This is a genomic window from Scandinavium manionii, from assembly GCF_024764775.1.
Lineage (GTDB): Bacteria > Pseudomonadota > Gammaproteobacteria > Enterobacterales > Enterobacteriaceae > Scandinavium > Scandinavium manionii.
In genome coordinates, this window is the sequence record NZ_JALIGC010000032.1 from 122,220 (window position 1) to 145,924 (window position 23,705).

A 23,705-nucleotide genomic window follows, 5' to 3' on the forward strand; every position below is an offset into this window, starting at 1 on the left:
TTTGAGCGAACGATCAAAAATAAGTGTATTCCCATCAAAAAAATATTCTCAACATAAAAAACTTTGTGTAATACTTGTAACGCTACATGGAGATTAACTCAATCTAGAGGGTATTAATAATGAATCGTACTAAACTGGTACTGGGCGCGGTAATCCTGGCTTCTACTATGCTGGCAGGTTGTTCTTCTAACGCTAAAATCGATCAGCTGTCTTCTGACGTTCAGACTCTGAACGCTAAAGTTGACCAGCTGAGCAACGACGTGAACGCAATGCGTTCTGACGTTCAAGCTGCTAAAGACGACGCAGCACGCGCTAACCAGCGTCTGGACAACCAGGCTCACTCTTACCGTAAGTAAGAGTACCTGTAATAAAAATGGCGCACATTGTGCGCCATTTTTTTTTGCCTGTTAATCACCTTTCCACGTTATTGCGTCATCCGCGTTTCATCCGCCGTTGAAGGCGTTCCATTCTGAACGGAAATCACCTGATTCTGCCCTGCCACCACCGGCGTCATGCCCGAAGAGACAACAACAGGGATCCCCGCCCGACGGTACATCGCTTTATCCGCCATCACCTTATCGGTGCCTTTATCGCTGGCAAACTGCGAATAGCCCGCCGGGAGCACGTAGGTCATGGTCTGCGGGTTCTGGGTTTCATCCTGCGTCAATGGACGGTGAACTTCCATGTAGCGCGTACCGTTCGGCTCAATCGAATATTTCACCGGCTGGTTAATCACCTGTACGGGCGTCCCGACCCGCACCTGCGCGAACAGCGCTTTGATGTCATCGGTAAACATCCGCATACAGCCGGAGCTGACCCGCAGCCCGACGCTGCTCTGCGCATTGGTGCCGTGAATCAGATACTCACCGTTACCGTACGCCAGACGCAATGCGAAGCGCCCCAGCGGGTTATTAGGCCCTGCGGGTACCACCGGAGGCAGCGTAATGCCTTTTTCCAGTGAGCGCTGGCGGATGCCCGCTGTGGGCGTCCAGGTCGGATTAGGGATTTTCTGACCGACGTGAGTGGTCATTTCAGGTGTTTCAAGCCCAAGCTGGCCGATGCCTAACGGATACACCTGCACCGTATTGCCGCCCGGTGGGAAATAATAGAGCCGCAGTTCCGCCAGATTGACCACAATGCCTTCCCGCGGGACGTCAGGCAGCAGTAATTGAAGCGGAATGATCACCTGCGTCCCCGGTTTCGGCACCGGCGCAATGGTGTTATTCGCTTCAAGAATTATCATCGCGGCGGTATCAAAGCGCCGGGCAATGGTTTGCAGGCTATTGTCGCCCTCCTGCACCGTGTAGGTCTGGTTTTGTCCAACAAGGCGGCTACCGTTAGCCGGTAAGGTGTATTCAACCGCTCTGGCGGCCTGAGACGCGCCGAGAGCACCTAAGAGCATTAACGAGATGAGAGATGCGCGTTTCATACTGAGTTTCCCTTTTATTCACTGACAGAACGCCAGAAAGCTGAACCACCGCGAGGTGGAATCCCCACCTCGCGTTACAGAATGAAAGCTGTATTTTAAGATTAGTTTAGCTAAAACTCAGAGCCTGCGCGCGAATTGCGCGGATCATCGCTTCGAGCCCCTGCGAACGCGAGGGCGTAAGATGTTGGGTGAGCGCCATTTTCTCAAACCACGGGCGCACATCAAAGGCCAGAATGTCCTGGGCAGTCATCTGATGGTAGAGAATAAAAACGACGGCAATCAGTCCCTTAACGATAGCGGCGTCGCTGTCGCCGTACAGCTCAATTCGTCCGTCGGCGCTGCGTTTCATCACAATCCACACCTGACTCTGGCAGCCCTGAATAATGTTTTCCGGGTTATGCGCGTCCTCGCTGAGTGGGGCTAAACGCTGGCCCTGCTCGATGATATACAGGTATTTTTCTTCCCAGTTGGCGCAACGACTGAAGTTACGCAACAGCTTATCTTTGTCCGGCAATGCGGCCATAAAGCCTCCCTGTCAGCCCAGTAAACGATGGATACGTTTCAATCCTGCCACCAGACGGTCCACCTCTTCAACCGTGTTATACATCGCAAGCGATGCGCGACACATAGCTGGCACGTTATAGAACGCCATTAGCGGCATGGCGCAATGGTGTCCGGTCCGCACCGCAATGCCGTAGTTATCGAGGAAACTGCCGACATCATAGGCGTGATGTTTACCGAGATTGAACGCGATAACGCCGAGTCGATTTTGCGGGCCGTACAGCGTGAGATCCGGCACCGTTGCCAGCTCCGCCAACGCGTAATGCATTAAGGTGTGCTCGTAATCGGCAATATTGTCGAGACCCAGCCCGCTGACATACTCCAGCGCTGCCCCGAGGGCGATAATCCCGCCGGTGTTTGGCGTGCCCGCTTCAAAGCGCCACGGCGCTTTCGCCCAGGTGGTGCCTTCCGTCAGGCTAACGGTAGCAATCATTGAGCCTCCGCCTTCCCACGGCGGCATATCCTGCAAAATTTCGTCTTTCGCGTACAGTACGCCGATGCCGGTCGGGCCGTACAACTTGTGCGCTGAGAAAACATAAAAATCGCAGTCCAGGCTTTGCACATCCACGGCGTGATGCATCACCGCCTGTGCCCCGTCGATCAACACTTTTGCGCCGTGCTGATGTGCCAGTTCTATCAGCGCCTTCACGGGGTTTTCCGTGCCGAGCACATTCGACACCTGAGTTATCGCCAGCAGCTTCGTGCGTTCGTCAAACAGACCGGGGATTGCATCCAGCTGCAGCGTGCCGTCAGCGTTAAGTGGGATAACGCGCAGTTCAGCGCCAACGCGCCTACAGAACATCTGCCACGGCACGATGTTGGCGTGGTGTTCCATCTGGCTGATAACGATGTTATCGCCCTGTGTGACGTTACTGTCGCCCCAACTGTTGGCCACCAGATTGATCCCTTCGGTGGTGCCACGCACAAACACCAGTTCTTCCGCCGAACGGGCATTCAGGAAGGTAGCGGCCTGCTGGCGCACCTGCTCCATTCGGGTCGTCGCTTCAGCGCTGAGGGTATGTATACCGCGATGAACCGCCGCATAACCGTGACGATAAAACTCCGCTTCGGCGTCGATGACCGCATTAGGTTTTTGCGCGCTGGCCGCGCTGTCCAGGTACGCCAGCGGCTGGCCATTGACTTCACGGGTCAGCAGTGGGAAATCGGCCCGCACCCGTTCAATGGAAAATGTCATGCTCTTCCTCCCGGCAAGCGCTGGCCAATCCGCGCCAGCACTTCACGCCTGATGGTCTCATCGCTAATGGCTTCAGTCAGCTCAGCGGCAAAGGCATACATGATCATCTGCTGGGCGGCCTGCTGTTTGATTCCACGCGAACGCAGATAGAACAACTGTTCGTCGTCAATACGCCCGATAGTCGCACCGTGGCTGCACTTCACGTCATCGGCATAGATTTCAAGCTGCGGCTTGGTGTCCACTTCTGACAGTTTTCCGAGCAGCAGATTGTTATTGGTCATCTGCCCGTCGGTTTTAATCGCGTGCTGCGCAACATTGATAAGCCCGTTAAATACCGCCCGGCCTTTATCGCTGACGATGGTTTTATGCAGCTGACGGCTATTGCAATAGCCTTTGTTATGCGCAAGCCAGGTACGGGTGTCGCACACTTCATTATTCACCGGCATCGCCAGACTGTTAATGCGCAGCGTGGTGTTTTCGCCGTTGAGCTGGGTACTGGTGTTATGCCGCAGAACCACACCGCCGAGCAGGAAACTGTGGCTTGTCGCGCTGGCATCCTGAGCGAGCTGAATGTCGTTATGACCAAAGTGAAAGCTGGTCGGGTTTTCAAACGCGAGTTTGATATGCTGCAAATGCGCGCTGTCCGCGACCTGCATCGTCAGGCGTGAACCGGTAAAGTGGCGCGCGTCGTTCAGACTGGCGTAATGTTCAATCACCGTGGCTTCCGCCCCCTGCGCCAGTTCCAGATGATGGCGATAATGCGCGGTGTTCATCTCCTCGCCTTCGACACCCTGGGTGATATGCATCAACAGCAAAGGTCTGGCTGGGCGCTGATTGCGCGCCACCTGAATATGCGTCACCGTCTGTGCCAGGCTTTCCGTGAGGTGCAGGAACACTTCCGGCTGCACCGCCGCAGGCAACGTCTCACGCGCGTTATCGACCGTGACCTGGAAACCGCTCTCTGCCAGATCATCGCTCAGTTCGCAGATAAATCGACCGTTCACAAACACCATTCGCAGCGCATCAACCGGCAGCGCCAGCGCGTCACGCTGTTGCGCATCGATCGACGCTTCGGCGCTGACAAACTGGCTGTTCAGCAATCCATCCAGCGGCGTGTATTTCCAGTTTTCCTGTTTACGCGTTGGCAGACCGAGACGCAGCATCTGCTGCAGGTGCTGTTCCGAATATGCCGTGCGCGCGGTGCTTTGCGCCTCAAACAGATGATGCCATTGCTGCAGCGCGTTACTGCTGTTCGGTAAGCCAGCCATAACCCTGCTCCTCCAGCTGTTTGACCAGCGTGAAATCGCCGGATTTAACGATACGGCCCTGATACAACACATGCACAAAGTCCGGTTTGATGTAGTCAAGAATACGCTGGTAATGGGTGACGATAATGAACGCGCGTTTGCCGTCACGCAGCGCATTGACGCCGTCGGAGACAATTTTCAGCGCATCGATGTCCAGCCCCGAATCGGACTCGTCAAGAATGCACAGTTCTGGCTCAAGCACCGCCATTTGCAAAATGTCGTTACGCTTTTTCTCACCGCCGGAGAAACCGACGTTGACTGAACGGGTCAGCAAATCTTCCGGCATTTTCAGCAACTTGATTTTCTCTTCCATCAGATCCTGAAAATCAAAGCGATCGAGTGCTTCCTGGCCACGATATTCCCGCACCGCATTGAGCGCCGTTTGCAGGAAAAACTGATTACTGACACCGGGAATTTCCACCGGATACTGGAAGGCCATGAAAATGCCTTCTCCGGCGCGATCTTCCGGCGCCAGCTCCAGCAGGTCTTTGCCTTTGAATTCAACCGTTCCGCCGGTCACTTCGTAATCTTCACGCCCGGCCAGCGTCGCCGACAGCGTACTTTTCCCCGAGCCATTCGGCCCCATGATGGCATGCACTTCACCCGGGCGAATGTCCAGACTAAGCCCGCGCAGGATCTCTTTATCTTCTACCGCTACCTGTAAATCTTTAATGCTTAACATGGGTGTCCCTTAATGCTTAACCGACGCTATGTTCGAGGCTTATTGCCAGCAATTTTTGTGCTTCGACCGCAAACTCCAGCGGCAGCTCTGAGAAAACGTCCTTACAGAAACCGTTAACGATCATTGAAATCGCGTCGTCTTCGCTGATACCGCGTTGCAAGCAGTAGAACAGCTGGTCTTCACCGATGCGCGAGGTTGTGGCCTCGTGCTCAAGCTGAGCGCTGTTGTTGCGACATTCAACGTACGGGAAGGTGTGAGCCCCGCTGTCCGGGCCAATCAGCATCGAGTCACACTGGGTGAAGTTACGGGCGTTGGTCGCCGTCGGCATGATTTTGACTAAGCCGCGATAGCTGTTCTGACTGTGTCCGGCGGAGATGCCTTTCGAGATAATGGTCGATTTGGTGTTTTTGCCGATGTGGATCATCTTGGTGCCGGTGTCGGCCTGCTGATGTCCGGCGGTCAGCGCCACCGAGAAGAACTCACCGATGGAGTTATCGCCGCGCAAAATACAGCTCGGGTATTTCCAGGTAATGGCCGAGCCGGTTTCCGACTGGGTCCATGACATTTTGCTGTTTTCGCCTTCGCACAGCGCGCGTTTAGTAACAAAATTCAGAATGCCGCCGGTGTTGTTATCGCCCGGGAACCAGTTCTGAACCGTGGAATATTTCACTTCCGCATCTTTGTGGATGATCACTTCCACCACCGCGGCGTGCAGCTGGTAGCTGTCGCGTACCGGGGCCGAGCAGCCTTCGATATAGCTCACATAGCTGCCTTCATCGGCCACCAAAATTGTGCGCTCGAACTGACCGGTTTTTTCAGCGTTTATGCGGAAATAGGTCGACAGTTCCATCGGGCAGCGCACGCCTTTTGGCACATAAATAAAGGTGCCGTCAGAGGCGACCGCGGCGTTCAGTGCCGCAAAGAAGTTATCGTTGCCTGGCACCACAGTGCCGAGATATTTCTGCACCAGTTCGGGATAGTCATGGATAGCCTCGCCGAACGAACAGAAAATAATACCCTGCTCGCCCAGCTTTTCCCGGTAAGTGGTCGCCACAGAAACGGAGTCGAAAATCGCATCGACCGCCACCTCACGACCTTCACGGACCGGCACACCGAGCAGGCTAAACGCATCCTCGACTTCCTGACTCAGGAACGCATTGGCCCCGGTTTGCTGCACCGCACCCGGTTCTGAGGCGCAGGTTTCATCGCAGTTACCGCATGACGGCGCGGAGTAGTAGCTGTAATCCTGATAATTCAGTTTGTCGTAATGCGCTTTCAGCCAGTGCGGCTCTTCCATTTCGAGCCACGCCCGAAACGCGTTCAGGCGAAATTCGAGCATCCACTCTGGTTCGTTGCGTTTGGCAGAAATGGCGCGCACCACCTCTTCGCTGATCCCTTTCGCCAGTTCGTCGGTCTGCAGGTGGGTAAAGAACCCTTCTTTATAATTGAGCTGACCACCGGCCCAGGTTTTGACATCGTCAGTTGCTTCAGTATTACGTGACATAATTACTCCGCCTGCACCCCGAAACTTTCACCACAGCCACATTCATGCTGGGCCTTCGGGTTGTGAAACTTAAAGATCTGATTTAAGCCTTCGCGCACATAATCCACTTCCGTGCCGTCGATAAAGGGCATCGCCTGTAACGATACCCAGAGCTTCGCGCCGTCAGACTCGAACAGCAGGTCGTCTGCTTTCGGTTCGGTGACGGTATCCAGTACGTAAGCAAAACCCGCACAGCCGGAGGTTTTCACCCCCAGACGGATCCCTTGCACGCCCTGCTTGATTGCCAGATCGCACACGTGCGCCGCCGCGGCAGGCGTCAGGCTGATTCCGCGCCAGGAAAAATCAGCCGGGTTGAAGGTTTCTGAATGCAATTCCATAGGTCCACCTTATACGTTGAAGCCATCAGGGCATCCCTCTATGTTAGTGATAATGATTATCACTTCAACCCCTTGTCAGCAGGGGCTTTCAGCGGAATGCCTCCAACAGAGGGCTTTTACTAAGCATAGACCCTGTGCGCAGAGTGAACAGGGCTATCGGGAAATGTTCAATGCATTGAAAAATAAATGCTTTAACTTCAATGGCGGAGAAAAAATGTGACAATGAAAAGATGTATAGAAAATACCAATTTATGAGATAGGAATTGCTTTCTGCGGTTGCAATAAAAAAGCCCCGTTGCAGATGCGCACGGGGCTTTCAGAAAATACAGGTTCGTTAGTAGAGCGACGCCTGGCCTACCGGGCGCGTTTTGAATCGGCGGTGCACCCATAAATACTGCTCTGGTGCGCGCAGAATTTCTTTCTCGATAACCTTGTTCATATAGCTCGCGGCCTTGAACTCGTCTTCAGTCGGGTAATCGGTCAGTGCTTCACTGATGTACAGACTGTAACCCCGGTTATTGGCTTTACGCACCATGGTGATGGTCAGCAGGTCGGAGCCTGATAAGCGTTGAAGCACAAACGTACCGTTAGTGGTTGCCGCTTGCGGCACGGAGAAGAATGGCGCAAAGGTACTGCCTTTTGGGCCGTAATCCTGATCAGGTGCAAACCAGACCGCTTCCCCGTTTTTCAACGCGCTCACCAGGCCCCGCAGATTACGGCGATCGATCATCGCTTTATTGGAACGCAGACGCCCCTTGGTCTGCACCCACTCCATCAACTTGCTGTTGTGCGGCCGGTAGGTTGCCATCATCGGACGGCACAAGCCCATCGTTCTGCCGCCGAGTTCCAGCGACATGAAATGCACCCCGACCACCATGACGCCTTTTTTGTTTTCGAGCGCTTTGGTCAGGTTTTCGTAACCTTCTACATCAAACCATTTTCTAACCCGGGCATCGCTCCAGAACCAGGCCATACCGGTTTCAATTAAACCCATTCCGAGAGAAATAAAGTTCTGCTCAATTAATTTCTCTTTTGCTTCGGCAGTCATATCCGGGAAACAGAGTGTTAAATTTCTTGACGCAATCTTTTCTCTTCTTTTCAAAAATGGTCGCGCGGCGCGCCCGAGAGAAGACCCGATAATATACAGCAGCGGATAGGGAAGTTGGACTAGCAGCCACAGCACACCTAAACCAAACCAGGTTAACCAGTTGCGAGGGTGCAGTAACGTTTTGTCGAAGGCTTTTGCCATCGTTAATTCCTGTAAGCATGTGAACCAGTAGCGCATAAGGAAAAAACGAAAGAAATCATCAATCTTTAGGCGATACGTTGTGAATTTTCACGTTGGTTAAAAGCCAGTTTTAACCGAAACGCCAAAAGTCTCTTTGCAAAATGGATCCTGAATAGAGACAAAAGCGGCTTCCGTGGAGTGCAGGCGAACTGCTGCGATGAGGATGCAACATCTGTCAGGAAAAAGATAGTGAATTAATCTGAAGCTACCGTTAACTGCGCAGGAATAAAACGGGATCATTCTTAGGGTTAAGCACAATAAACGTCAGCAATTCTTATCATTAATTCGAGGAATGCCGGTTATTGAATCAATTCGCCAGAAATGATGGAGAAAAGCACCGGTATTCGGTGCTTTCGCCGTTCACTTTTTGTTCAATGATTCTAAACCACCGCCGTGGTGAGTCGGGAAGAGCAGCACAATTTGCCATGCTCATCGAAGATCTCTATCTGCCAGACCTGATGGCGGCGTCCGGCGTGCAGGGCTTTACAGACGCCACGCACCCGTCCGCTCCGCACGGCGCGAATGTGATTGGCGTTAACCTCCACCCCCACCACTTTCTCATTGCCTTCAGTGCAAAGATAACCCGCCACAGAGCCCAGCGTTTCGGCCAGCACCACCGACGCACCACCGTGCAGCAGGCCAAACGGCTGATGTGTCCGGCGGTCCACCGGCATGGTGGCTTCCAGGCTATCGTCGGTCAGACGCTCAAAGCGAATATCCAGCAGGCCAACCATGTTGCCCTCACCCATCGCGTTGAGCGCATCCAGTGTCGCGCTACGTTTCCAGATCATCCCATAATCTCCAGTAAAGCCTGCAACGGATGGCGTACGCCGCTGCCCTCAACGCGCTTCACCTGACTGCGACAGGAATATCCCGTGGCCAGACAGCGGTTGCGAGGCAGGCGTTGCATCGCCTGCTGCCAGGACAGAGCATAAATGCCCAATGAGTTCTCGTGGTTCTTCACTTCGTGCCCATAGGTTCCGGCCATGCCGCAGCAACCCACGCTGACGCTTTCCAGCTTCGCGCCAAAGCGGGCGAAAATAGACGCCCACTGTTTGGGTGCCATTGGCAAGGCGGTCACTTCGGTGCAATGACCGAACAGATACCAGGCCTCACCGCTGACGTCTCGCATTTCAGTATTCTCCAGCGCTTTCGGCAACCACTCATGCACCAGCTGAACCTGAAAATCCCCGCGTTTTTCGCCAAGCGTTTGCTTGTATTCGTCGCGATAGCACAGCACCAGCGCCGGATCGACGCCCACCATTGGCATCTCGAGCTGCGCCACCCGGTTGAGGAAATCGGCCGTTTTCTGTGCCGTTTTTGCAAAACGCGTCAGGAAGCCTTTAATGTGTTGCGCTTTACCGTTCGGCGAAAACGGCAGTACGACCGGCTGATAGCCGACACGCTCCACCAGCCGGACGAAATCTGCCACCACCTGCGCATCGTAGTAGCTGGTGAACGGATCCTGCACCACCAGCACCATTTTCGCTTTTTGTTCCGGGCTCAGCGCTTCGAGCTGTTCGAGAGTCAGATTCGCCGAGCGATGCCCCACCATCTGCTGCTGCAACGAAGGTGTCGACAACAGCGGCAGGTCAATCATGCCGATGTGCTTCTTCGACAAGCTTTTCACCCACGGCTGGCTGATAAAGAAGTTGAAGGTTTTCGGCGCGCGCGCCATCAGCGGCGCATAGCTTTCAACCGTGGCAACCACGTGATCGCGCATCGGGCGCAAATAACGGGTGTGATACAGCTGCAGGAAGCGCGAGCGGAAATCCGGCACGTCGATTTTGATCGGGCACTGCGTTGAACAGGCTTTGCAGGCCAGACAGCCGGACATCGCCTCTTTCACTTCGTGTGAGAAATCGTATTCGCCTTTATTGGCATGCCAGCTGTTGCGCGTCCGCTCTATCAGGCCGCGCAGGCTGGCGCGTTTTTCCGGCAGCTCTTTTTCAAGCTTGAGCGGATCAATCCCGCGATCCGCCAACAAACGCAGCCATTCACGCACCAGCGTGGCGCGTCCTTTTGGCGAATGCATTCGGTCGCTGGTGATTTTCATCGACGGGCACATCGGGCTGTTCGCATCGAAGTTAAAGCACAGGCCGTTGCCGTTACACTCCATCGCACCGCGCCAGGAGGTACGCACCGAAATCGGGATTTGCCGGTCGAAGGTGCCGCGTTTGACCGCATCCACCTTCATCATCGGCGCATCCACCCCTTCCGGCGGACAGATTTTCCCTGGATTAAGACGGTTATTCGGGTCGAATGCCGCCTTCACTTTGCGCAGTTCGCCATACAGCGTGTCGCCAAAGAAGGCCGGGCTATACTCTGCACGGAAACCTTTGCCGTGTTCGCCCCACAACAGGCCACCGTATTTTGCCGTCAGCGCGACGACGTCATCGGAAATCTGCTTCATCAGGATTTCCTGCTGCGGGTCGCACATGTCCAGGGCCGGGCGAACGTGCAGCACGCCCGCATCAACGTGACCAAACATACCGTAGCTGAGGCCATGCCCGTCGAGCAGCGCACGGAATTCAACGATGTAATCTGCCAGATGCTCCGGCGGCACGCAGGTGTCTTCGGCAAACGGAATTGGTTTGGCAGCGCCTTTGGCATTGCCAAGCAGGCCAACCGCTTTTTTACGCATCGCGTAAATACGCTCGATGCCGTCCAGTTCATTACAACGTTGCCAGCCGATAACGCCGCCCTCGCCTGCGGCGATCAGCGCATCAAGACGCTGGCACAGCGCGCTCACCTGGCCTGCGATCAGTTCTTCATCATCACCGGCAAATTCCACGATATTCAGGCCGAGCATCTCTTTGTCCGGCACGTCGGTAATGAGTTCGCTAACGGAGTGCCAGACGATATCTTCCCGCGCCAGATTCAGGACTTTCGAATCGACGGTTTCCACCGACATCGCACGTGCATCGACCATAAATGGCGCATTACGCAGCGCCGAATCGAAGGAATCATACTTGACGTTCACCAGGCGACGCACTTTCGGCAGGCGCGTGATATCCAGGCGCGCTTCGGTGATGAATGCCAGCGTGCCTTCCGACCCAGTCAACACGCGGGTCAGGTCAAATTCGGTCATCTCGTCATTGAAGACATGACGCAGATCGTAACCGGTGAGGAAACGGTTCAGTTTTGGGAAGCTGTCGATAATCAGCTGACGATTTTCTTTGCAGCGCTCATACACCGTGCGGTAAATGCGCCCGCTCGCCGACTGCTCTTTGGCCAGCGTTTCCGCCAGCAGCACCGGCATCGGCTGTGTATCAAGAATATCGCCACCCAGCAACACCGCCCGCACGCCCAGCACGTGGTCAGAGGTTTTGCCATACACCATTGATCCTTGTCCGGACGCATCGGTGTTGATCATCCCGCCAAGCGTGGCGCGGTTACTGGTTGACAGTTCAGGTGCGAAAAAATACCCGTAGGGTTTCAGAAACTGATTAAGCTGATCTTTGATAACGCCCGCTTCGACCCGCACCCAACCCTCTTCGGGATTGATTTCAATGATGCGATTCATATAGCGAGACATATCAATGACAATGCCCTGGTTCAGCGACTGGCCGTTGGTACCCGTCCCGCCGCCGCGAGGCGTGAAGACCAGCGAGCGGAAACGCTCTTCATCGGCAATGCGTGAAAGCAGCGCGACGTCAGCGGTTGAACGGGGGAAAACCACGGCATCGGGGAGGAGCTGATATATGCTGTTATCGGTCGCCATCGTCAGCCTGTCGGCATAACGGGTGGCGGTATCGCCGGTAAAACCTTGTTGCTCCAGTGCCTGCAAAAAATTCAGCACCAGCTGAACAACGCCGGGTGCCTGAGAAATCTGTGGGATCATGACGCTTGACCCTGCCTGACTAAGTTGTGTTGGACGATGGTGTAATAACGATGTTGTTGTGTCTGTTTTATCGTTTGCGTATAGCCTAATCGTTGTATCACATTTTTTACTGATACGCTTATCGGATTTCAGGGCGATCATCATCACGAAATTGTTGATATTATTATCAGTAAACGGATTTATCATCTGCGCCCTTCAGTGGGCGTAATCACAAAGGTATAAAATGTATGACAACCCTTCATCGGCCCCGAGATTTACCGCAGATCCTGCTGTCGGTGCTGTTTTTAAGCCTCATGATCGTGGCATGCTTGTGGATAGTACAACCCTTCGTTCTGGGCTTTGCGTGGGCCGCGACAATCGTTATCGCCACCTGGCCAGTCCTGCTAAAACTCCAGCGTTTACTGCTTGGCCGCCGCTCACTGGCGGTACTGGTGATGACCCTGCTGCTTTTTTTACTGTTCGTTATTCCAATCGCGTTGCTGGTCAACAGCCTGGTGGATGGCAGCACGCCACTCGTTCACGCGATTAGCGCTGGCAATATTTCGCCGCCGGATCTCGCCTGGCTGAACAGCATTCCGCTGGTCGGCAGCAAACTGTACGCAGGTTGGCACAGCCTGTTGGACATGGGCGGCTCGGCTATCATGGCTAAGGTTCGCCCATATATCGGCACCACCACCACCTGGTTTGTTGGCCAGGCGGCGCATATTGGCCGCTTTATGATGCACTGCGGTCTGATGCTGTTGTTCAGTGCGCTGCTGTACTGGCAGGGTGAAAAAGTGGCCTTCGGCGTGCGTTACTTTGCCACTCGCCTGGCGGCTAAACGTGGCGATGCGGCGGTGCTGCTGGCAGGACAAGCCATTCGCGCCGTGGCGCTTGGCGTGGTCGTCACCGCGCTGGTGCAGGCGGTTCTGGGCGGTATCGGCCTGGCGATTTCCGGCGTGCCTTACGCGACGCTGCTGACCGTGGTGATGATTTTCTCCTGTCTGGTACAGCTCGGTCCGTTGGTGGTGCTTATTCCGTCCATCATCTGGCTGTACTGGACCGGCGATACCACCTGGGGCACCGTGCTGCTGGTGTGGAGCTGCGTGGTGGGCACCATGGATAACTTCATCCGTCCGATGCTGATTCGTATGGGCGCAGACCTGCCGATGATACTTATCCTCACCGGCGTTATCGGCGGCCTGATTGCGTTTGGTATGATTGGCTTGTTCATTGGCCCGGTTCTGCTGGCAGTCTCCTGGCGTCTGTTTGATGCCTGGGTGCGAGAAGTGCCGCCACCGTCTGACGATGCTGAAGAAGTGCTTGAGGAACTTGAGACTTTGGAAGCTAGCCACGACAAGCTCGGCAGCTGATAAAACGTGGCCCGGACGCACCCTTGCACCGGGCCTGATACTTAAGCATTACTTATCGTTATTGCCCCACTGCGCCGTTATTCTGCTCACAATCACCGCTAACGCCCATTCAGAACTCTCAAATCCTTTACGTTTTTTTAACGATTAAGACCAATCTGATCGACGCAAAAATTCTGCATGCCTACTATTAGCTCACGGTTATAAATCAACACCTTGATTTATAAGCATGGAAATCCCCTGAGTGAAACAACGAATTGCTGTGTGTAGTCTTTGCCCATCTCCCACGATGGGCTTTTTTTTATCCTTTATTTGACCTCACAGCGGCTCAGCATCTGCCAGTTTTTCGCCAATTCTCGTGTGGTTCCGCTGACCTTAGCGATCACCGAGCCATGAACATCTGCCGATGATGACCCCGCCATCAGCGTAAATTCACCCGGTTCGACGATACGTTTCCCGTTACGGTCGGTAAAGTTCAGCATGTCGACGGGCACATGGAAGGCCAGCGTCGCCGACTGGTTCGGAATCAGCTCTACGCGCTGGAACGCTTTCAGCTCTTTCACCGGACGTACCATCGACGCCACGTTATCGCGCACATACAGCTGCACCACTTCGCTGCCGCGACGTTCACCGATGTTGGTCAGCGTGACCTGCACTACAATATCTCCATCGATAGCCACTTCAGGCGTGATAAGCGTCAGATCGCTCCATTGGAACTGCGTCCAGCCTTTACCGTAGCCAAATGGATAGCGACTGCCGAAATGGAAAGCGAACGGCGTGCCGCCGCTTTTCAGTTTGTGGTTGTAGTAATACGGCATCGCCCCAGCGCTTTTCGGTACGCTGACCACCAGCCGCCCTTGCGGTTCGGCGCGTCCGGTCAGGACATCGGCAATGGCCCAGCCGCCCTCCTGACCCGGCGCCCAGGCCATCAACAGTGCAGCAACGCTATCTTCCAGCCCTTGCAGGTTATACGGCCGGCCGCCGGTCATCACGACCACCACCGGTTTGCCGGTCGCCACCAGCGCGGTTAATAATTGCTGCTGAACCCCCGGCAGATTCAGTGAGTCGGTATCGGAGCCCTCGCCGACGGTACCACTCTGAAACAGCCCGGCCAGATCGCCCACACAGGCCACGATCACATCGCTTTCCTGCGCTACCCGCAGCGCATCAGGAATAAGCGAGGTGTCCATACTGACCGGAGACTGCTGCAGCGCTTTACCACTGCTGTCTCCCGGAAAGACCGGTGCGCCCGCCATGCGTTTTTCGATGATATGGCAGCCCCTGGCATAGCGGACATTCTCTTCACCCAGCGTCTGTCGCAGTGCCGCCAGCGGCGTGGTGACTTGCGACGTTTGCTCAAGCATATCGCTGATAATCAGGTGTACCGGGAAGCTGTAGCCGCTCAGCAGCGCCAGCGGATCGTCCGCCGTCGGGCCAATCACCGCCACGCGCGGTTTCCCGATAAACGGCAGCACGCCGTTGTTTTCCAGCAGCGTCAGTGAGCGCGTGGCCACATCCCGCGCCGCCTGCCGCGTTTGCGCACTTTGCAGTTCAATCGCGTTTTCATCGGTGTAAGGCTGCTCAAACAGCCCAAGTCGGAATTTCTCTGTCAGCGTCCGCGCCACGATTTCATCTATTTTCGCCATCGTTATCAGCCCCCGCTCCACGGCCTGCGCCAGATGACGCGCACAATCATCCTTCGGCAGTTCCACGTCTAATCCGGCATTAAAGGCCAGCGCGGCAGACTCTGCCGCGTCGTGCGACACGCCATGATGCTGGTGCAGCAAACTTATTCCGCCATAATCCGCCACGATGATGCCGTCAAAACCCCACTGCTCACGCAACACGGTGGTCATCAGGAACCCATCGCTATGCCCCGGCTGGTTATCAATATCGTGATAGGCAGGCATCACCGAACCGGCGTTAGCGAGTTTCACCGCCATTTCAAACGGCAGCAGGAAGGTATCGTTCAGTTCGCAGAACCCCAGATGGACAGGCGCATGGTTTCTCGCCCCTTCACTGAATGAATGACCGACATAGTGTTTCAGCGTGGCCAGTAAATCGCGTTTTTCGCCCTGTAAACCTTCGACGTAGGCGCTGGCCATGACGCCAACCAGCCACGGATCTTCACCAAAGGTTTCTTCGGTGCGGCCCCAGCGCACGTCGCGCGACACGTCCAGTACCGGTGCCAGCCCCTGATGGCATCCGGTCGCGCGAGCCTCCTCCCCGATACATTCCGCGGCATAGCGAATCAGTTCAGGATCCCAGGTCGAACCGTAGTTCAGTGAAGATGGGAATAACGTTGCGTCTTTGCACAGCAGACCCACCAGGCACTCCTCATGGAACAAGGCCGGAATACCGAGCCGCGTCTCTTCCACTAGCATTTTTTGCAGGCGGTTTGCGGCGCGCACCCCGGTTCGGGCATCAACAATGTGTGTCCCCATTGGACGGGTGATTTGCCCGACGCCGAGTTTCAGCCGCTCATTTAACGAAGCCTGAGCGGATACCCCGGCAAATTCATCACTCATGTCGCTGCGTTCGCGGTGATCGCCGGTTTCACTCAGCACCAGCCAATAGGCGTGCATCTGGGCAAACTTCTCTTCTGGCGTCATTCGCGCCAGCAAATCAGCAACACGTTCAGCGACTGGACGCTGCGCATCCTTATACAGTGCGGTCATCAACTTCCCCTCCGTTAAGGTTTATCTGGTTGAGAAGCAGTATTCAGAACCGGGCGAAGGGCGACAATTGTCGAAATTAACAGCGAAGTTATGATTTTTCGTTTTGTTTCAATTCTGTGAAGGCGCTCGACAAACTGCGCCGTGCATAAAAAAGCCCCGACAGCGCAAGCTGCCGGGGCGTTGATTGAGCAATTACTTACGCAGTTCGGCGAGGCTCAGCCAGGTCTGTACCACGGTATCCGGGTTCAGCGACAGGCTGTCGATTCCCTCTTCCATCAGCCAGGCGGCGAAATCCTCATGGTCAGACGGACCCTGACCGCAGATGCCGACGTATTTACCCTGCTTCTTCGCCGCGCGAATCGACATCGACAGCAGCGCTTTCACCGCCTCGTTGCGTTCATCGAACAGTTCAGACACCACGCCGGAGTCACGGTCCAGACCCAACGTCAGCTGAGTCATGTCGTTCGAGCCGATAGAGAAGCCGTCGAAATACTCGAGGAACTGTTCCGCCAGCAGCGCGTTGGATGGGATCTCGCACATCATGATGATTTTGAGGCCGTTTTCGCCACGTTTCAGGCCCTGACGCGCCAGCTCATCGATCACCGCTTTCGCCTGATCCACGGTACGCACGAACGGGATCATGATTTCCACGTTGGTGAGATCCATTTCGTTACGCACACGTTTCACCGCGTCGCACTCCAGCGCGAAGCAGTCGCGGAAGCTGTCAGCCACGTAGCGACCCGCGCCACGGAAGCCCAGCATTGGGTTCTCTTCTTCCGGCTCGTAACGCTCGCCGCCCACCAGATTGGCGTATTCGTTAGATTTAAAGTCAGAGAGACGCACAATCACGCGTTTCGGGTAGAACGCCGCGCCGAGCGTAGCGATCCCTTCGGTCAGACGGCCAACATAGAACTCTTTTGGCGAGTCGTAGCCTTTCATCATTTCGCGAATTTCGTTTTGCAGCTTCGCGTCCTGGTCGTCAAATTCCAGCAGCGCGCGTGGGTGCACGCCGATCATGCGGTTGATGATGAATTCCAGACGCGCCAGACCGACGCCTTCGTTCGGCAGGCAGGCAAAGTCAAACGCACGATCCGGGTTGCCAACGTTCATCATGATTTTCAGTGGCAGATCCGGCATGGTGTCGACGGTGGAGCTTTTCACGCTGAAGTCGAGCATTTCGGCGTAAACGTAACCGGTGTCGCCTTCGGCACAGGACACGGTGACTTTCTCGTCATCCTTCATGCGCTCGGTCGCATCGCCACAGCCGACGACTGCCGGAATGCCCAATTCACGGGCGATAATTGCTGCGTGACAGGTCCGTCCGCCGCGGTTGGTAACAATCGCCGCCGCCTTTTTCATGATCGGTTCCCAGTCCGGGTCGGTCATGTCGGTAACTAATACATCACCCGGCTGAATGCGGTTCATTTCACTGATATCGTGAATGACTTTCACCGGTCCTGCGCCGATGCGATGCCCAATAGCACGACCTTCGGCAATGATTTTGCCCTGCGCGTGCAGCGTATAACGTTCTGTCACCTGGCCTCGAGAACGCACGGTTTCCGGACGCGCCTGCACGATAAACAGTTTGCCGGTGTGACCGTCTTTGGCCCACTCAATGTCCATCGGGCGACCGTAGTGTTTCTCAATCTGTATCGCCTGTTTTGCCAGTTCCTGCACTTCGTCGTCGGTCAACGAGAAGCGATCGCGATCAGCCTGCGGCACATCTTCGATGCGCACCTGCTTACCGTGTTCCTGGGTTGGGGCATACACCATACGAATCTTTTTCGAGCCCATGGTGCGGCGCACGATGGACGGGCGACCTTTCTCCAGCGTCGGCTTGTGGACGTAAAACTCGTCCGGGTTAACCGCGCCCTGCACCACCATTTCGCCAAGGCCGAAGGCAGAGGTGATGAACACCACCTGATCAAAGCCGGATTCGGTATCGATGGAGAACATGACGCCAGCGGAACCGAGGTCGGAACGCACCATACGCTGCACGCCCGCTGAGAGCGCGACGCCGCGATGGTCATAGCCCTGATGCACACGGTAGGAAATCGCGCGGTCGTTAAACAGGGAGGCGAAGACATGCTTCACCGCCACCAGCACCGCGTCGTAGCCCTGAACGTTAAGGAACGTTTCCTGTTGACCGGCGAAGGAAGCATCCGGCATATCTTCGGCAGTCGCGGAAGAACGCACGGCAAACGACGCATCGGCGTCGTCAGACGAAAGCTGGTTATAGGCCTGATGAATCGCCTGTTCCAGCTCTGCTGTGAAGGGAGTGTCGATAATCCATTGCCGAATTTGCGCACCGGCTTTCGCCAGGGCGGAGACGTCGTCGATGTCGGTTTCATCCAGCAACTGATAAATACGCTGGTTCACGCCGCTCTGGTCGAGGAACTGATTGAAAGCATCAGCCGTGGTAGCAAACCCGTTGGGTACGGAAACGCCCAAATCGGACAGATTAGTAATCATTTCACCCAGGGAGGCATTTTTGCCTCCAACGCTGTCTACATCATTCATGCCGAGTTGGTTATACCAAAGCACCAGCGGTGACGAGCCATTGTTGGACATCGAAACAATCCTTATATGAATTAAGAAAATCGCCAGAGAAAGGCTGGCTTCGTTATTTATCCTGCCATAATTAACGTGACGGGAAAAAAGGTGAATCGTTCAAGCAGAATAATTTTTTGCTTTTTAAGAAAGTTCCCCGAAAACCCTTAACTCTATGATTATTGAGGAATCCCACATAAAAAGACGGTTTATAGCCCTCCACCATAAAAATGAACACCCCTTTTCACATAAAATAAAAACCACGTTTCATTTTTAAATTCGAGACAAAACTGACTCAGATGTGATTAAAATAAATATAGGCTTCATGGAATTAACTTAATCTTACCGGATGGTCAAAATGGATATAAATGTCGATCGCCATGTGTTTTACATTTCTGACGGTACCGCCATTACCGCCGAGGTGCTAGGGCACGCGGTGATGTCGCAATTCCCGGTGTCGGTCAACAGCATTACCCTGCCGTTTGTCGAAAGCGAAAGCCGGGCGAAGGCGGTAAAGGAACAGATTGACGCGATTTATCAGCAATCTGGCATCCGTCCGCTGGTCTTCTATTCGATTGTCATTCCGGAAATTCGCACCATCATTCTGCAAAGCGAAGGCTTCTGTCAGGACATCGTGCAGGCGCTGGTTGCGCCGTTGCAGGAAGAACTGAAGCTCGACCCGACGCCGATTGCTCATCGCACCCACGGCCTTACGCCAGGGAATCTCACTAAATATGATGCCCGTATCGCCGCCATTGACTACACGTTGGCACACGATGACGGCGTTTCGCTGCGCAATCTCGATCAGGCGCAGGTGATCTTGCTCGGCGTTTCACGCTGCGGCAAAACCCCGACCAGCCTTTACCTCGCAATGCAGTTTGGGATCCGCGCCGCCAACTATCCGTTTATCGCCGACGATATGGATAATCTGGTGCTGCCCGCCGCGCTGAAACCGTTACAGCATAAATTATTCGGGCTGACCATCGACCCGGAACGTCTGGCCGCCATTCGTGAAGAGCGCCGCGAAAACAGCCGCTATGCATCGATGCGCCAGTGCCGTATGGAAGTCACCGAAGTCGAAGCGCTGTACCGTAAAAACCAAATCCCGTGGATCAACAGTACTAACTATTCGGTGGAAGAAATCGCAACCAAAATCCTCGACATGATGGGACTCAATCGCCGCATGTACTAACACACTAGTACATCATTGCAAAATGCGCTATCATCTTTTTGCAATGTATGCGCATCACGTTGCTGAATCGGTGTTGAACCTTGAATTCAGCAGAGATTGGTTTATCGTGATGCGCATCACTTCCGGTATTCCTGCCGTAGAAGCCACCAAATTCTGAGAGTTCCAATGAACAAAACTGATGAACTGCGTTCGGCGCGCATCGACAGTCTGGTAACGCCTGCTGAACTGGCGCAACGTTACCCTGTCACTTCCGGGGTTGCCGGTCACGTTACCGCCTCCCGCCGTCGCATCGAAAAAATCCTCAACGGCGAAGATAAACGTCTGTTAGTGGTGATTGGCCCCTGCTCCATCCATGACCTGGATGCAGCAATGGATTACGCGCATCGTCTGCAGTCGCTGCGTGAAAAACACCAGTCGCGCCTTGAAATCGTGATGCGTACCTATTTCGAAAAACCGCGTACGGTAGTGGGCTGGAAAGGCCTGATTTCCGATCCGGATCTCAACGGCAGCTACCGCGTAAATCACGGTATCGAGCAGGCACGCAAGCTGCTGCTGCAGGTCAATGAATTGGGCGTCCCCACTGCCACCGAGTTTCTCGATATGGTGACCGGTCAGTTCATCGCCGATTTAATCAGCTGGGGCGCCATTGGTGCGCGTACAACGGAAAGTCAAATTCACCGTGAAATGGCCTCCGCGCTCTCCTGCCCGGTCGGGTTCAAAAACGGCACTGACGGTAATACCCGCATTGCCGTGGATGCAATCCGTGCCGCGCGCGCCAGTCATATGTTCCTCTCGCCGGACAAAAACGGTCAGATGACGATTTATCAGACCAGCGGTAACCCGTACGGTCACATCATCATGCGCGGCGGCAAAAAGCCGAACTATCATGCGTCAGACATTGCGGTCGCCTGCGATACGCTGCACGAATTCGACCTGCCGGAACAACTGGTTATCGATTTCAGCCACGGCAACTGCCAGAAACAGCACCGCCGTCAGCTGGAAGTGTGTGACGATATCTGTCAGCAAATTCGCAATGGTTCGACGGCGATTGCCGGGATTATGGCGGAAAGCTTCCTGCGCGAAGGCACGCAAAAAATCGTGGGCGGACAGCCACTGGTGTACGGGCAGTCGATCACCGATCCTTGTCTGAGCTGGGAAGACAGCGAAATTCTGTTGGATAAACTTGCTGCGGCGATTGATACCCGCTTCTGAGTGTGCTTTTCGTGTCGGGCGAAACACGTTGCCCGGCACGGAAATCTCCCGTTTACCTCTCCTCGCTCCCTTCAAAAACCGGCAGCCATCGTCGGCTAATAAAGTACGTCGCCGGACAATATCCTCCTGTACCGAAACAATCTTTTTTGATCCAGTCACCTATTTTTCACAAAAGGGGTTGCTGAGTTTTTTGATTTGTTGATAATGATTATCATTGTTACATTGATTGCTATTTTTAACACTATGACATCATCGGATACATTCCTGACCGCAGGCAAAAGATCCCCGACTCCGCAACCGCAGGCTGAAGATCGCCGCGTGAGCAGCAAAACCCTGCTGGGTGCGGAAGGTCGCGTCATCATTGAGCATGATGGCCAGCAGTACTTACTGCGCCAGACCCATGCCGGCAAACTGATCCTGACTAAATAACAACCTTACACACAACATTTCGCCAGCCACCCAGGGACTCGCCGAGGCAGCCAGCGCTTTTCACTTTTCATGGAGAGTTGCATGCTACACCTGCATTCCGCGTCGCTGCGCCCATCGCTGGTCGCACTGGCTGTATTCGGCGCCATCACCACTCCGGCTTTCGCTGCCTCTGAACAAATGACCGTAACTGCCACCGGCAACGAACGCAGCGCGTTTGAAGCACCAATGATGGTTACCGTTATCGACGCCGACACCCCTGAAGGCCAGACTGCCAGCTCCGCCGCAGATATGCTGCGCCAGGTTCCGGGTTTGACCATTGACGGCACCGGCCGTACCAACGGTCAGGACATCAACCTGCGCGGCTACGACCGTCGCGGCGTGCTGGTCATGGTCGATGGCATTCGTCAGGGCACCGACACTGGCCACCTCAACAGCACGTTCCTCGACCCGGCGCTTATCAAGCGTATCGAAGTCGTACGTGGCCCCGGCGCGTTGCTGTATGGTAGCGGCGCGTTGGGCGGCGTGATTTCCTATGACACCGTTGATGCAGCAGACCTGCTGCATGTGGGTCAGAACAGCGGCTACCGCGTGTTTGGCACCGGCGGCACTGGCGATAACAGCCTTGGCATGGGTGCCAGCGCCTTTGGTCGTACCGATACCCTCGACGGGATTGTCTCCTGGTCCAGTCGTGACCGCGGCGATTTGAAACAGAGCGATGGTTTCACAGCCCCGAATGACGAAAGCATTACTAACTTCCTCGCCAAAGGTAGCTGGAAAATCGACCCGGCGCAGAAGCTGAGCGGTTCCCTGCGGTATTACAACAACGCCGCGCAGGAGCCCAAAAACCCGCAAACGCCACAAGCGTCTGACAGCAGCAACCCGATGACCGACCGCTCTACCATTCAGCGCGACGCGCAGTTGACGTACAACATCGCGCCGGAAGGCAACGACTGGCTGAATGCCGACGTCAAAGGCTACTGGTCAGAAGTGCGCATCAACGCGCAGAACCTCGACGACTCCGGCGAATTCCGCAAACAAACCACCAAAGGTGGGAAAGTTGAAAACCGCACGCGCCTGTTCACCGACAGCTTCGCCTCACACCTGCTGACCTACGGCGGCGAATACTACCGTCAGGAGCAAAACCCTGGCGGCATGACCACTGGTTTCCCGAACGCGCGCATTAACTTCAGCTCTGGTTGGCTGCAGGACGAAATCACCCTGCGCGACCTGCCGGTTACTATTCTTGGCGGCACGCGCTACGACAACTATCGCGGCACCAGCGATGGCTATGACGACGTCGATGCAGATAAATGGTCTTCCCGGGCAGGCATGACCATCAGCCCAACCGACTGGCTGATGCTGTTTGGCTCCTGGGCACAGGCCTTCCGCGCGCCGACGATGGGCGAGATGTATAACGACTCCAGACATTTCTCCATTGGCAGTTTCTACACTAACTATTGGGTACCGAATCCGAACCTGCGCCCGGAAACCAACGAAACGCAGGAGTACGGCTTTGGTCTGCGCTTTGACGACGTGATGCTGGCGAACGATGCGTTCGAGTTTAAAGCCAGCTACTTCGACACTAATGCCAAAGATTACATCACCACGTCTGTTGATTTCGCGGCGGCCTCAACCACCTCCATCAATGTGCCGAACGCAAAAATCTGGGGTTGGGATGTGATGACCAAATACACCACTGACCTGTTCAGCCTCGACGTGGCATACAACCGGACTCGCGGCAAAGACACCGATACCGGCGACTGGCTGACCTCAATTAACCCGGATACCGTCACCTCTCGTCTCGACGTCCCGATTGCCCAGAGCGGTTTCTCGGTGGGCTGGATTGGCACCTTCGCAGAAGACACGAAGAGCATAAGCGCCACCCCGCAGGCGGGCTATGGCGTGAACGATTTCTACGTGAGCTATAAAGGCCAGCAGGCGCTGAGCGGCCTGACCACCTCGCTGGTGTTTGGCAACGCCTTCGACAAAGAATATTACTCACCGCAGGGCATCCCGCAGGATGGCCAGAACGGTAAGATTTTCGTGAGTTATCAGTGGTAATCACCCAACCCCGGTTCGCCGGGGTATTTCATCTGGAAGGAATATGA

General features: G+C 54.9%; 18 protein-coding genes and 1 other RNA gene. 7 read left to right on the forward strand and 12 right to left on the reverse strand.

The annotated features are described in order from the left end of the window. The first annotated feature begins 119 nt into the window (after positions 1-119). Entirely contained in the window at positions 120-356 is a 237-nt protein-coding gene (locus MUU51_RS03695; protein WP_034455915.1) for a major outer membrane lipoprotein, read from the forward strand. Positions 357-424: 68 nt separating this feature from the next. Here the strand turns inward: MUU51_RS03695 and ldtE are convergent, their stop codons facing one another. The 10 genes from ldtE to ydiJ form a co-directional block, all read right to left on the reverse strand. Then, a complete protein-coding gene (ldtE, locus tag MUU51_RS03700; protein ID WP_159767719.1) occupies positions 425-1,429 on the reverse strand; it encodes a L,D-transpeptidase LdtE in 1,005 nt (334 codons plus the stop codon). A gap of 106 nt (positions 1,430-1,535) precedes the next feature. After that, positions 1,536-1,952 carry a cysteine desulfuration protein SufE gene (gene sufE, locus MUU51_RS03705; RefSeq protein ID WP_258967139.1) on the reverse strand — a complete coding sequence of 139 codons (417 nt, stop codon included), beginning with the start codon at positions 1,950-1,952 and terminating at the stop codon, positions 1,536-1,538. 12 nt (positions 1,953-1,964) lie between these two features. Continuing rightward, positions 1,965-3,185 (reverse strand): cysteine desulfurase SufS, encoded by a 1,221-nt coding sequence (sufS, locus tag MUU51_RS03710; RefSeq protein WP_258967140.1) that lies wholly within the window; start codon positions 3,183-3,185, stop codon positions 1,965-1,967. After that, the gene (gene sufD, locus MUU51_RS03715) at positions 3,182-4,453 is read right to left on the reverse strand and encodes a Fe-S cluster assembly protein SufD (protein ID WP_258967141.1); all 1,272 of its coding nucleotides are present in this window, start codon (positions 4,451-4,453) and stop codon (positions 3,182-3,184) included. Before sufD ends, sufS begins: the two co-directional genes overlap by 4 nt. Further along, a complete protein-coding gene (gene sufC, locus MUU51_RS03720; protein WP_159767707.1) occupies positions 4,428-5,174 on the reverse strand; it encodes a Fe-S cluster assembly ATPase SufC in 747 nt (248 codons plus the stop codon). Before sufC ends, sufD begins: the two co-directional genes overlap by 26 nt. A 16-nt stretch (positions 5,175-5,190) precedes the next feature. Further along, a complete protein-coding gene (sufB, locus tag MUU51_RS03725) occupies positions 5,191-6,678 on the reverse strand; it encodes a Fe-S cluster assembly protein SufB (RefSeq protein ID WP_159465487.1) in 1,488 nt (495 codons plus the stop codon). A 2-nt stretch (positions 6,679-6,680) separates the two neighbouring features. Continuing rightward, the gene (sufA, locus tag MUU51_RS03730) at positions 6,681-7,055 is read right to left on the reverse strand and encodes a Fe-S cluster assembly scaffold SufA (protein ID WP_125353141.1); all 375 of its coding nucleotides are present in this window, start codon (positions 7,053-7,055) and stop codon (positions 6,681-6,683) included. 334 nt (positions 7,056-7,389) lie between these two features. Then, a complete protein-coding gene (gene lpxP, locus MUU51_RS03735; RefSeq protein WP_159767704.1) occupies positions 7,390-8,304 on the reverse strand; it encodes a kdo(2)-lipid IV(A) palmitoleoyltransferase in 915 nt (304 codons plus the stop codon). A 419-nt stretch (positions 8,305-8,723) separates the two neighbouring features. Next, positions 8,724-9,134, reverse strand: a complete 411-nt coding sequence (gene menI / locus MUU51_RS03740; protein WP_159767701.1) for a 1,4-dihydroxy-2-naphthoyl-CoA hydrolase — start codon at positions 9,132-9,134, stop codon at positions 8,724-8,726. After that, positions 9,131-12,187, reverse strand: a complete 3,057-nt coding sequence (gene ydiJ, locus MUU51_RS03745; RefSeq protein ID WP_159767698.1) for a D-2-hydroxyglutarate dehydrogenase YdiJ — start codon at positions 12,185-12,187, stop codon at positions 9,131-9,133. The genes menI and ydiJ overlap by 4 nt, the downstream gene beginning before the upstream one ends. 227 nt (positions 12,188-12,414) lie before the next feature. Here ydiJ and ydiK point away from each other — a divergent pair, with 227 nt between their 5' ends. Beyond that, positions 12,415-13,539, forward strand: a complete 1,125-nt coding sequence (gene ydiK, locus MUU51_RS03750; RefSeq protein WP_159767695.1) for an AI-2E family transporter YdiK — start codon at positions 12,415-12,417, stop codon at positions 13,537-13,539. Between the two features lie 194 nt (positions 13,540-13,733). Continuing rightward, positions 13,734-13,841: antisense sRNA RprA (rprA, locus tag MUU51_RS03755), an RNA gene on the forward strand. A 3-nt stretch (positions 13,842-13,844) separates the two neighbouring features. On the opposite strand, the gene MUU51_RS03760 is transcribed toward rprA, so the two are convergent. Beyond that, the gene (locus MUU51_RS03760; RefSeq protein WP_258967142.1) at positions 13,845-16,214 is read right to left on the reverse strand and encodes a glycoside hydrolase family 3 N-terminal domain-containing protein; all 2,370 of its coding nucleotides are present in this window, start codon (positions 16,212-16,214) and stop codon (positions 13,845-13,847) included. Between the two features lie 192 nt (positions 16,215-16,406). Then, positions 16,407-18,785 carry a phosphoenolpyruvate synthase gene (ppsA, locus tag MUU51_RS03765; RefSeq protein WP_258967143.1) on the reverse strand — a complete coding sequence of 793 codons (2,379 nt, stop codon included), beginning with the start codon at positions 18,783-18,785 and terminating at the stop codon, positions 16,407-16,409. A gap of 337 nt (positions 18,786-19,122) precedes the next feature. On the opposite strand from ppsA, the gene ppsR reads away from it, so the two are divergent. From ppsR to MUU51_RS03785, 4 genes are all read left to right on the forward strand, one after another. Next, positions 19,123-19,956, forward strand: a complete 834-nt coding sequence (gene ppsR / locus MUU51_RS03770; protein WP_159767686.1) for a posphoenolpyruvate synthetase regulatory kinase/phosphorylase PpsR — start codon at positions 19,123-19,125, stop codon at positions 19,954-19,956. Positions 19,957-20,121: 165 nt separating this feature from the next. Then, entirely contained in the window at positions 20,122-21,168 is a 1,047-nt protein-coding gene (gene aroH, locus MUU51_RS03775) for a 3-deoxy-7-phosphoheptulonate synthase AroH (RefSeq protein WP_159767683.1), read from the forward strand. Positions 21,169-21,372: 204 nt separating this feature from the next. Then, positions 21,373-21,597, forward strand: coding sequence for a hemin uptake protein HemP (gene hemP / locus MUU51_RS03780; RefSeq protein ID WP_159767680.1), 225 nt, complete (start codon positions 21,373-21,375; stop codon positions 21,595-21,597). Positions 21,598-21,678: 81 nt separating this feature from the next. Beyond that, on the forward strand, positions 21,679-23,658 hold the full coding sequence (locus MUU51_RS03785; protein ID WP_159767677.1) for a TonB-dependent hemoglobin/transferrin/lactoferrin family receptor: 1,980 nt from the start codon (positions 21,679-21,681) through the stop codon (positions 23,656-23,658). The last annotated feature ends 47 nt before the right edge of the window (positions 23,659-23,705 follow it).

Coding starts and splice junctions, on each gene's coding strand:
- aroH (WP_159767683.1), top strand. CDS start 20,122: ATGAACAAAACTGATGAACTGCGTTCGGCGCGCATCGACAGTCTGGTA.
- sufE (WP_258967139.1), bottom strand. CDS start 1,952: ATGGCCGCATTGCCGGACAAAGATAAGCTGTTGCGTAACTTCAGTCGT.
- sufA (WP_125353141.1), bottom strand. CDS start 7,055: ATGGAATTGCATTCAGAAACCTTCAACCCGGCTGATTTTTCCTGGCGC.
- menI (WP_159767701.1), bottom strand. CDS start 9,134: ATGATCTGGAAACGTAGCGCGACACTGGATGCGCTCAACGCGATGGGT.
- sufS (WP_258967140.1), bottom strand. CDS start 3,185: ATGACATTTTCCATTGAACGGGTGCGGGCCGATTTCCCACTGCTGACC.
- ppsA (WP_258967143.1), bottom strand. CDS start 18,785: ATGTCCAACAATGGCTCGTCACCGCTGGTGCTTTGGTATAACCAACTC.
- lpxP (WP_159767704.1), bottom strand. CDS start 8,304: ATGGCAAAAGCCTTCGACAAAACGTTACTGCACCCTCGCAACTGGTTA.
- sufC (WP_159767707.1), bottom strand. CDS start 5,174: ATGTTAAGCATTAAAGATTTACAGGTAGCGGTAGAAGATAAAGAGATC.
- MUU51_RS03760 (WP_258967142.1), bottom strand. CDS start 16,214: ATGACCGCACTGTATAAGGATGCGCAGCGTCCAGTCGCTGAACGTGTT.
- ydiJ (WP_159767698.1), bottom strand. CDS start 12,187: ATGATCCCACAGATTTCTCAGGCACCCGGCGTTGTTCAGCTGGTGCTG.
- ydiK (WP_159767695.1), top strand. CDS start 12,415: ATGACAACCCTTCATCGGCCCCGAGATTTACCGCAGATCCTGCTGTCG.
- hemP (WP_159767680.1), top strand. CDS start 21,373: ATGATTATCATTGTTACATTGATTGCTATTTTTAACACTATGACATCA.
- MUU51_RS03695 (WP_034455915.1), top strand. CDS start 120: ATGAATCGTACTAAACTGGTACTGGGCGCGGTAATCCTGGCTTCTACT.
- ldtE (WP_159767719.1), bottom strand. CDS start 1,429: ATGAAACGCGCATCTCTCATCTCGTTAATGCTCTTAGGTGCTCTCGGC.
- sufB (WP_159465487.1), bottom strand. CDS start 6,678: ATGTCACGTAATACTGAAGCAACTGACGATGTCAAAACCTGGGCCGGT.
- MUU51_RS03785 (WP_159767677.1), top strand. CDS start 21,679: ATGCTACACCTGCATTCCGCGTCGCTGCGCCCATCGCTGGTCGCACTG.
- sufD (WP_258967141.1), bottom strand. CDS start 4,453: ATGGCTGGCTTACCGAACAGCAGTAACGCGCTGCAGCAATGGCATCAT.
- ppsR (WP_159767686.1), top strand. CDS start 19,123: ATGGATATAAATGTCGATCGCCATGTGTTTTACATTTCTGACGGTACC.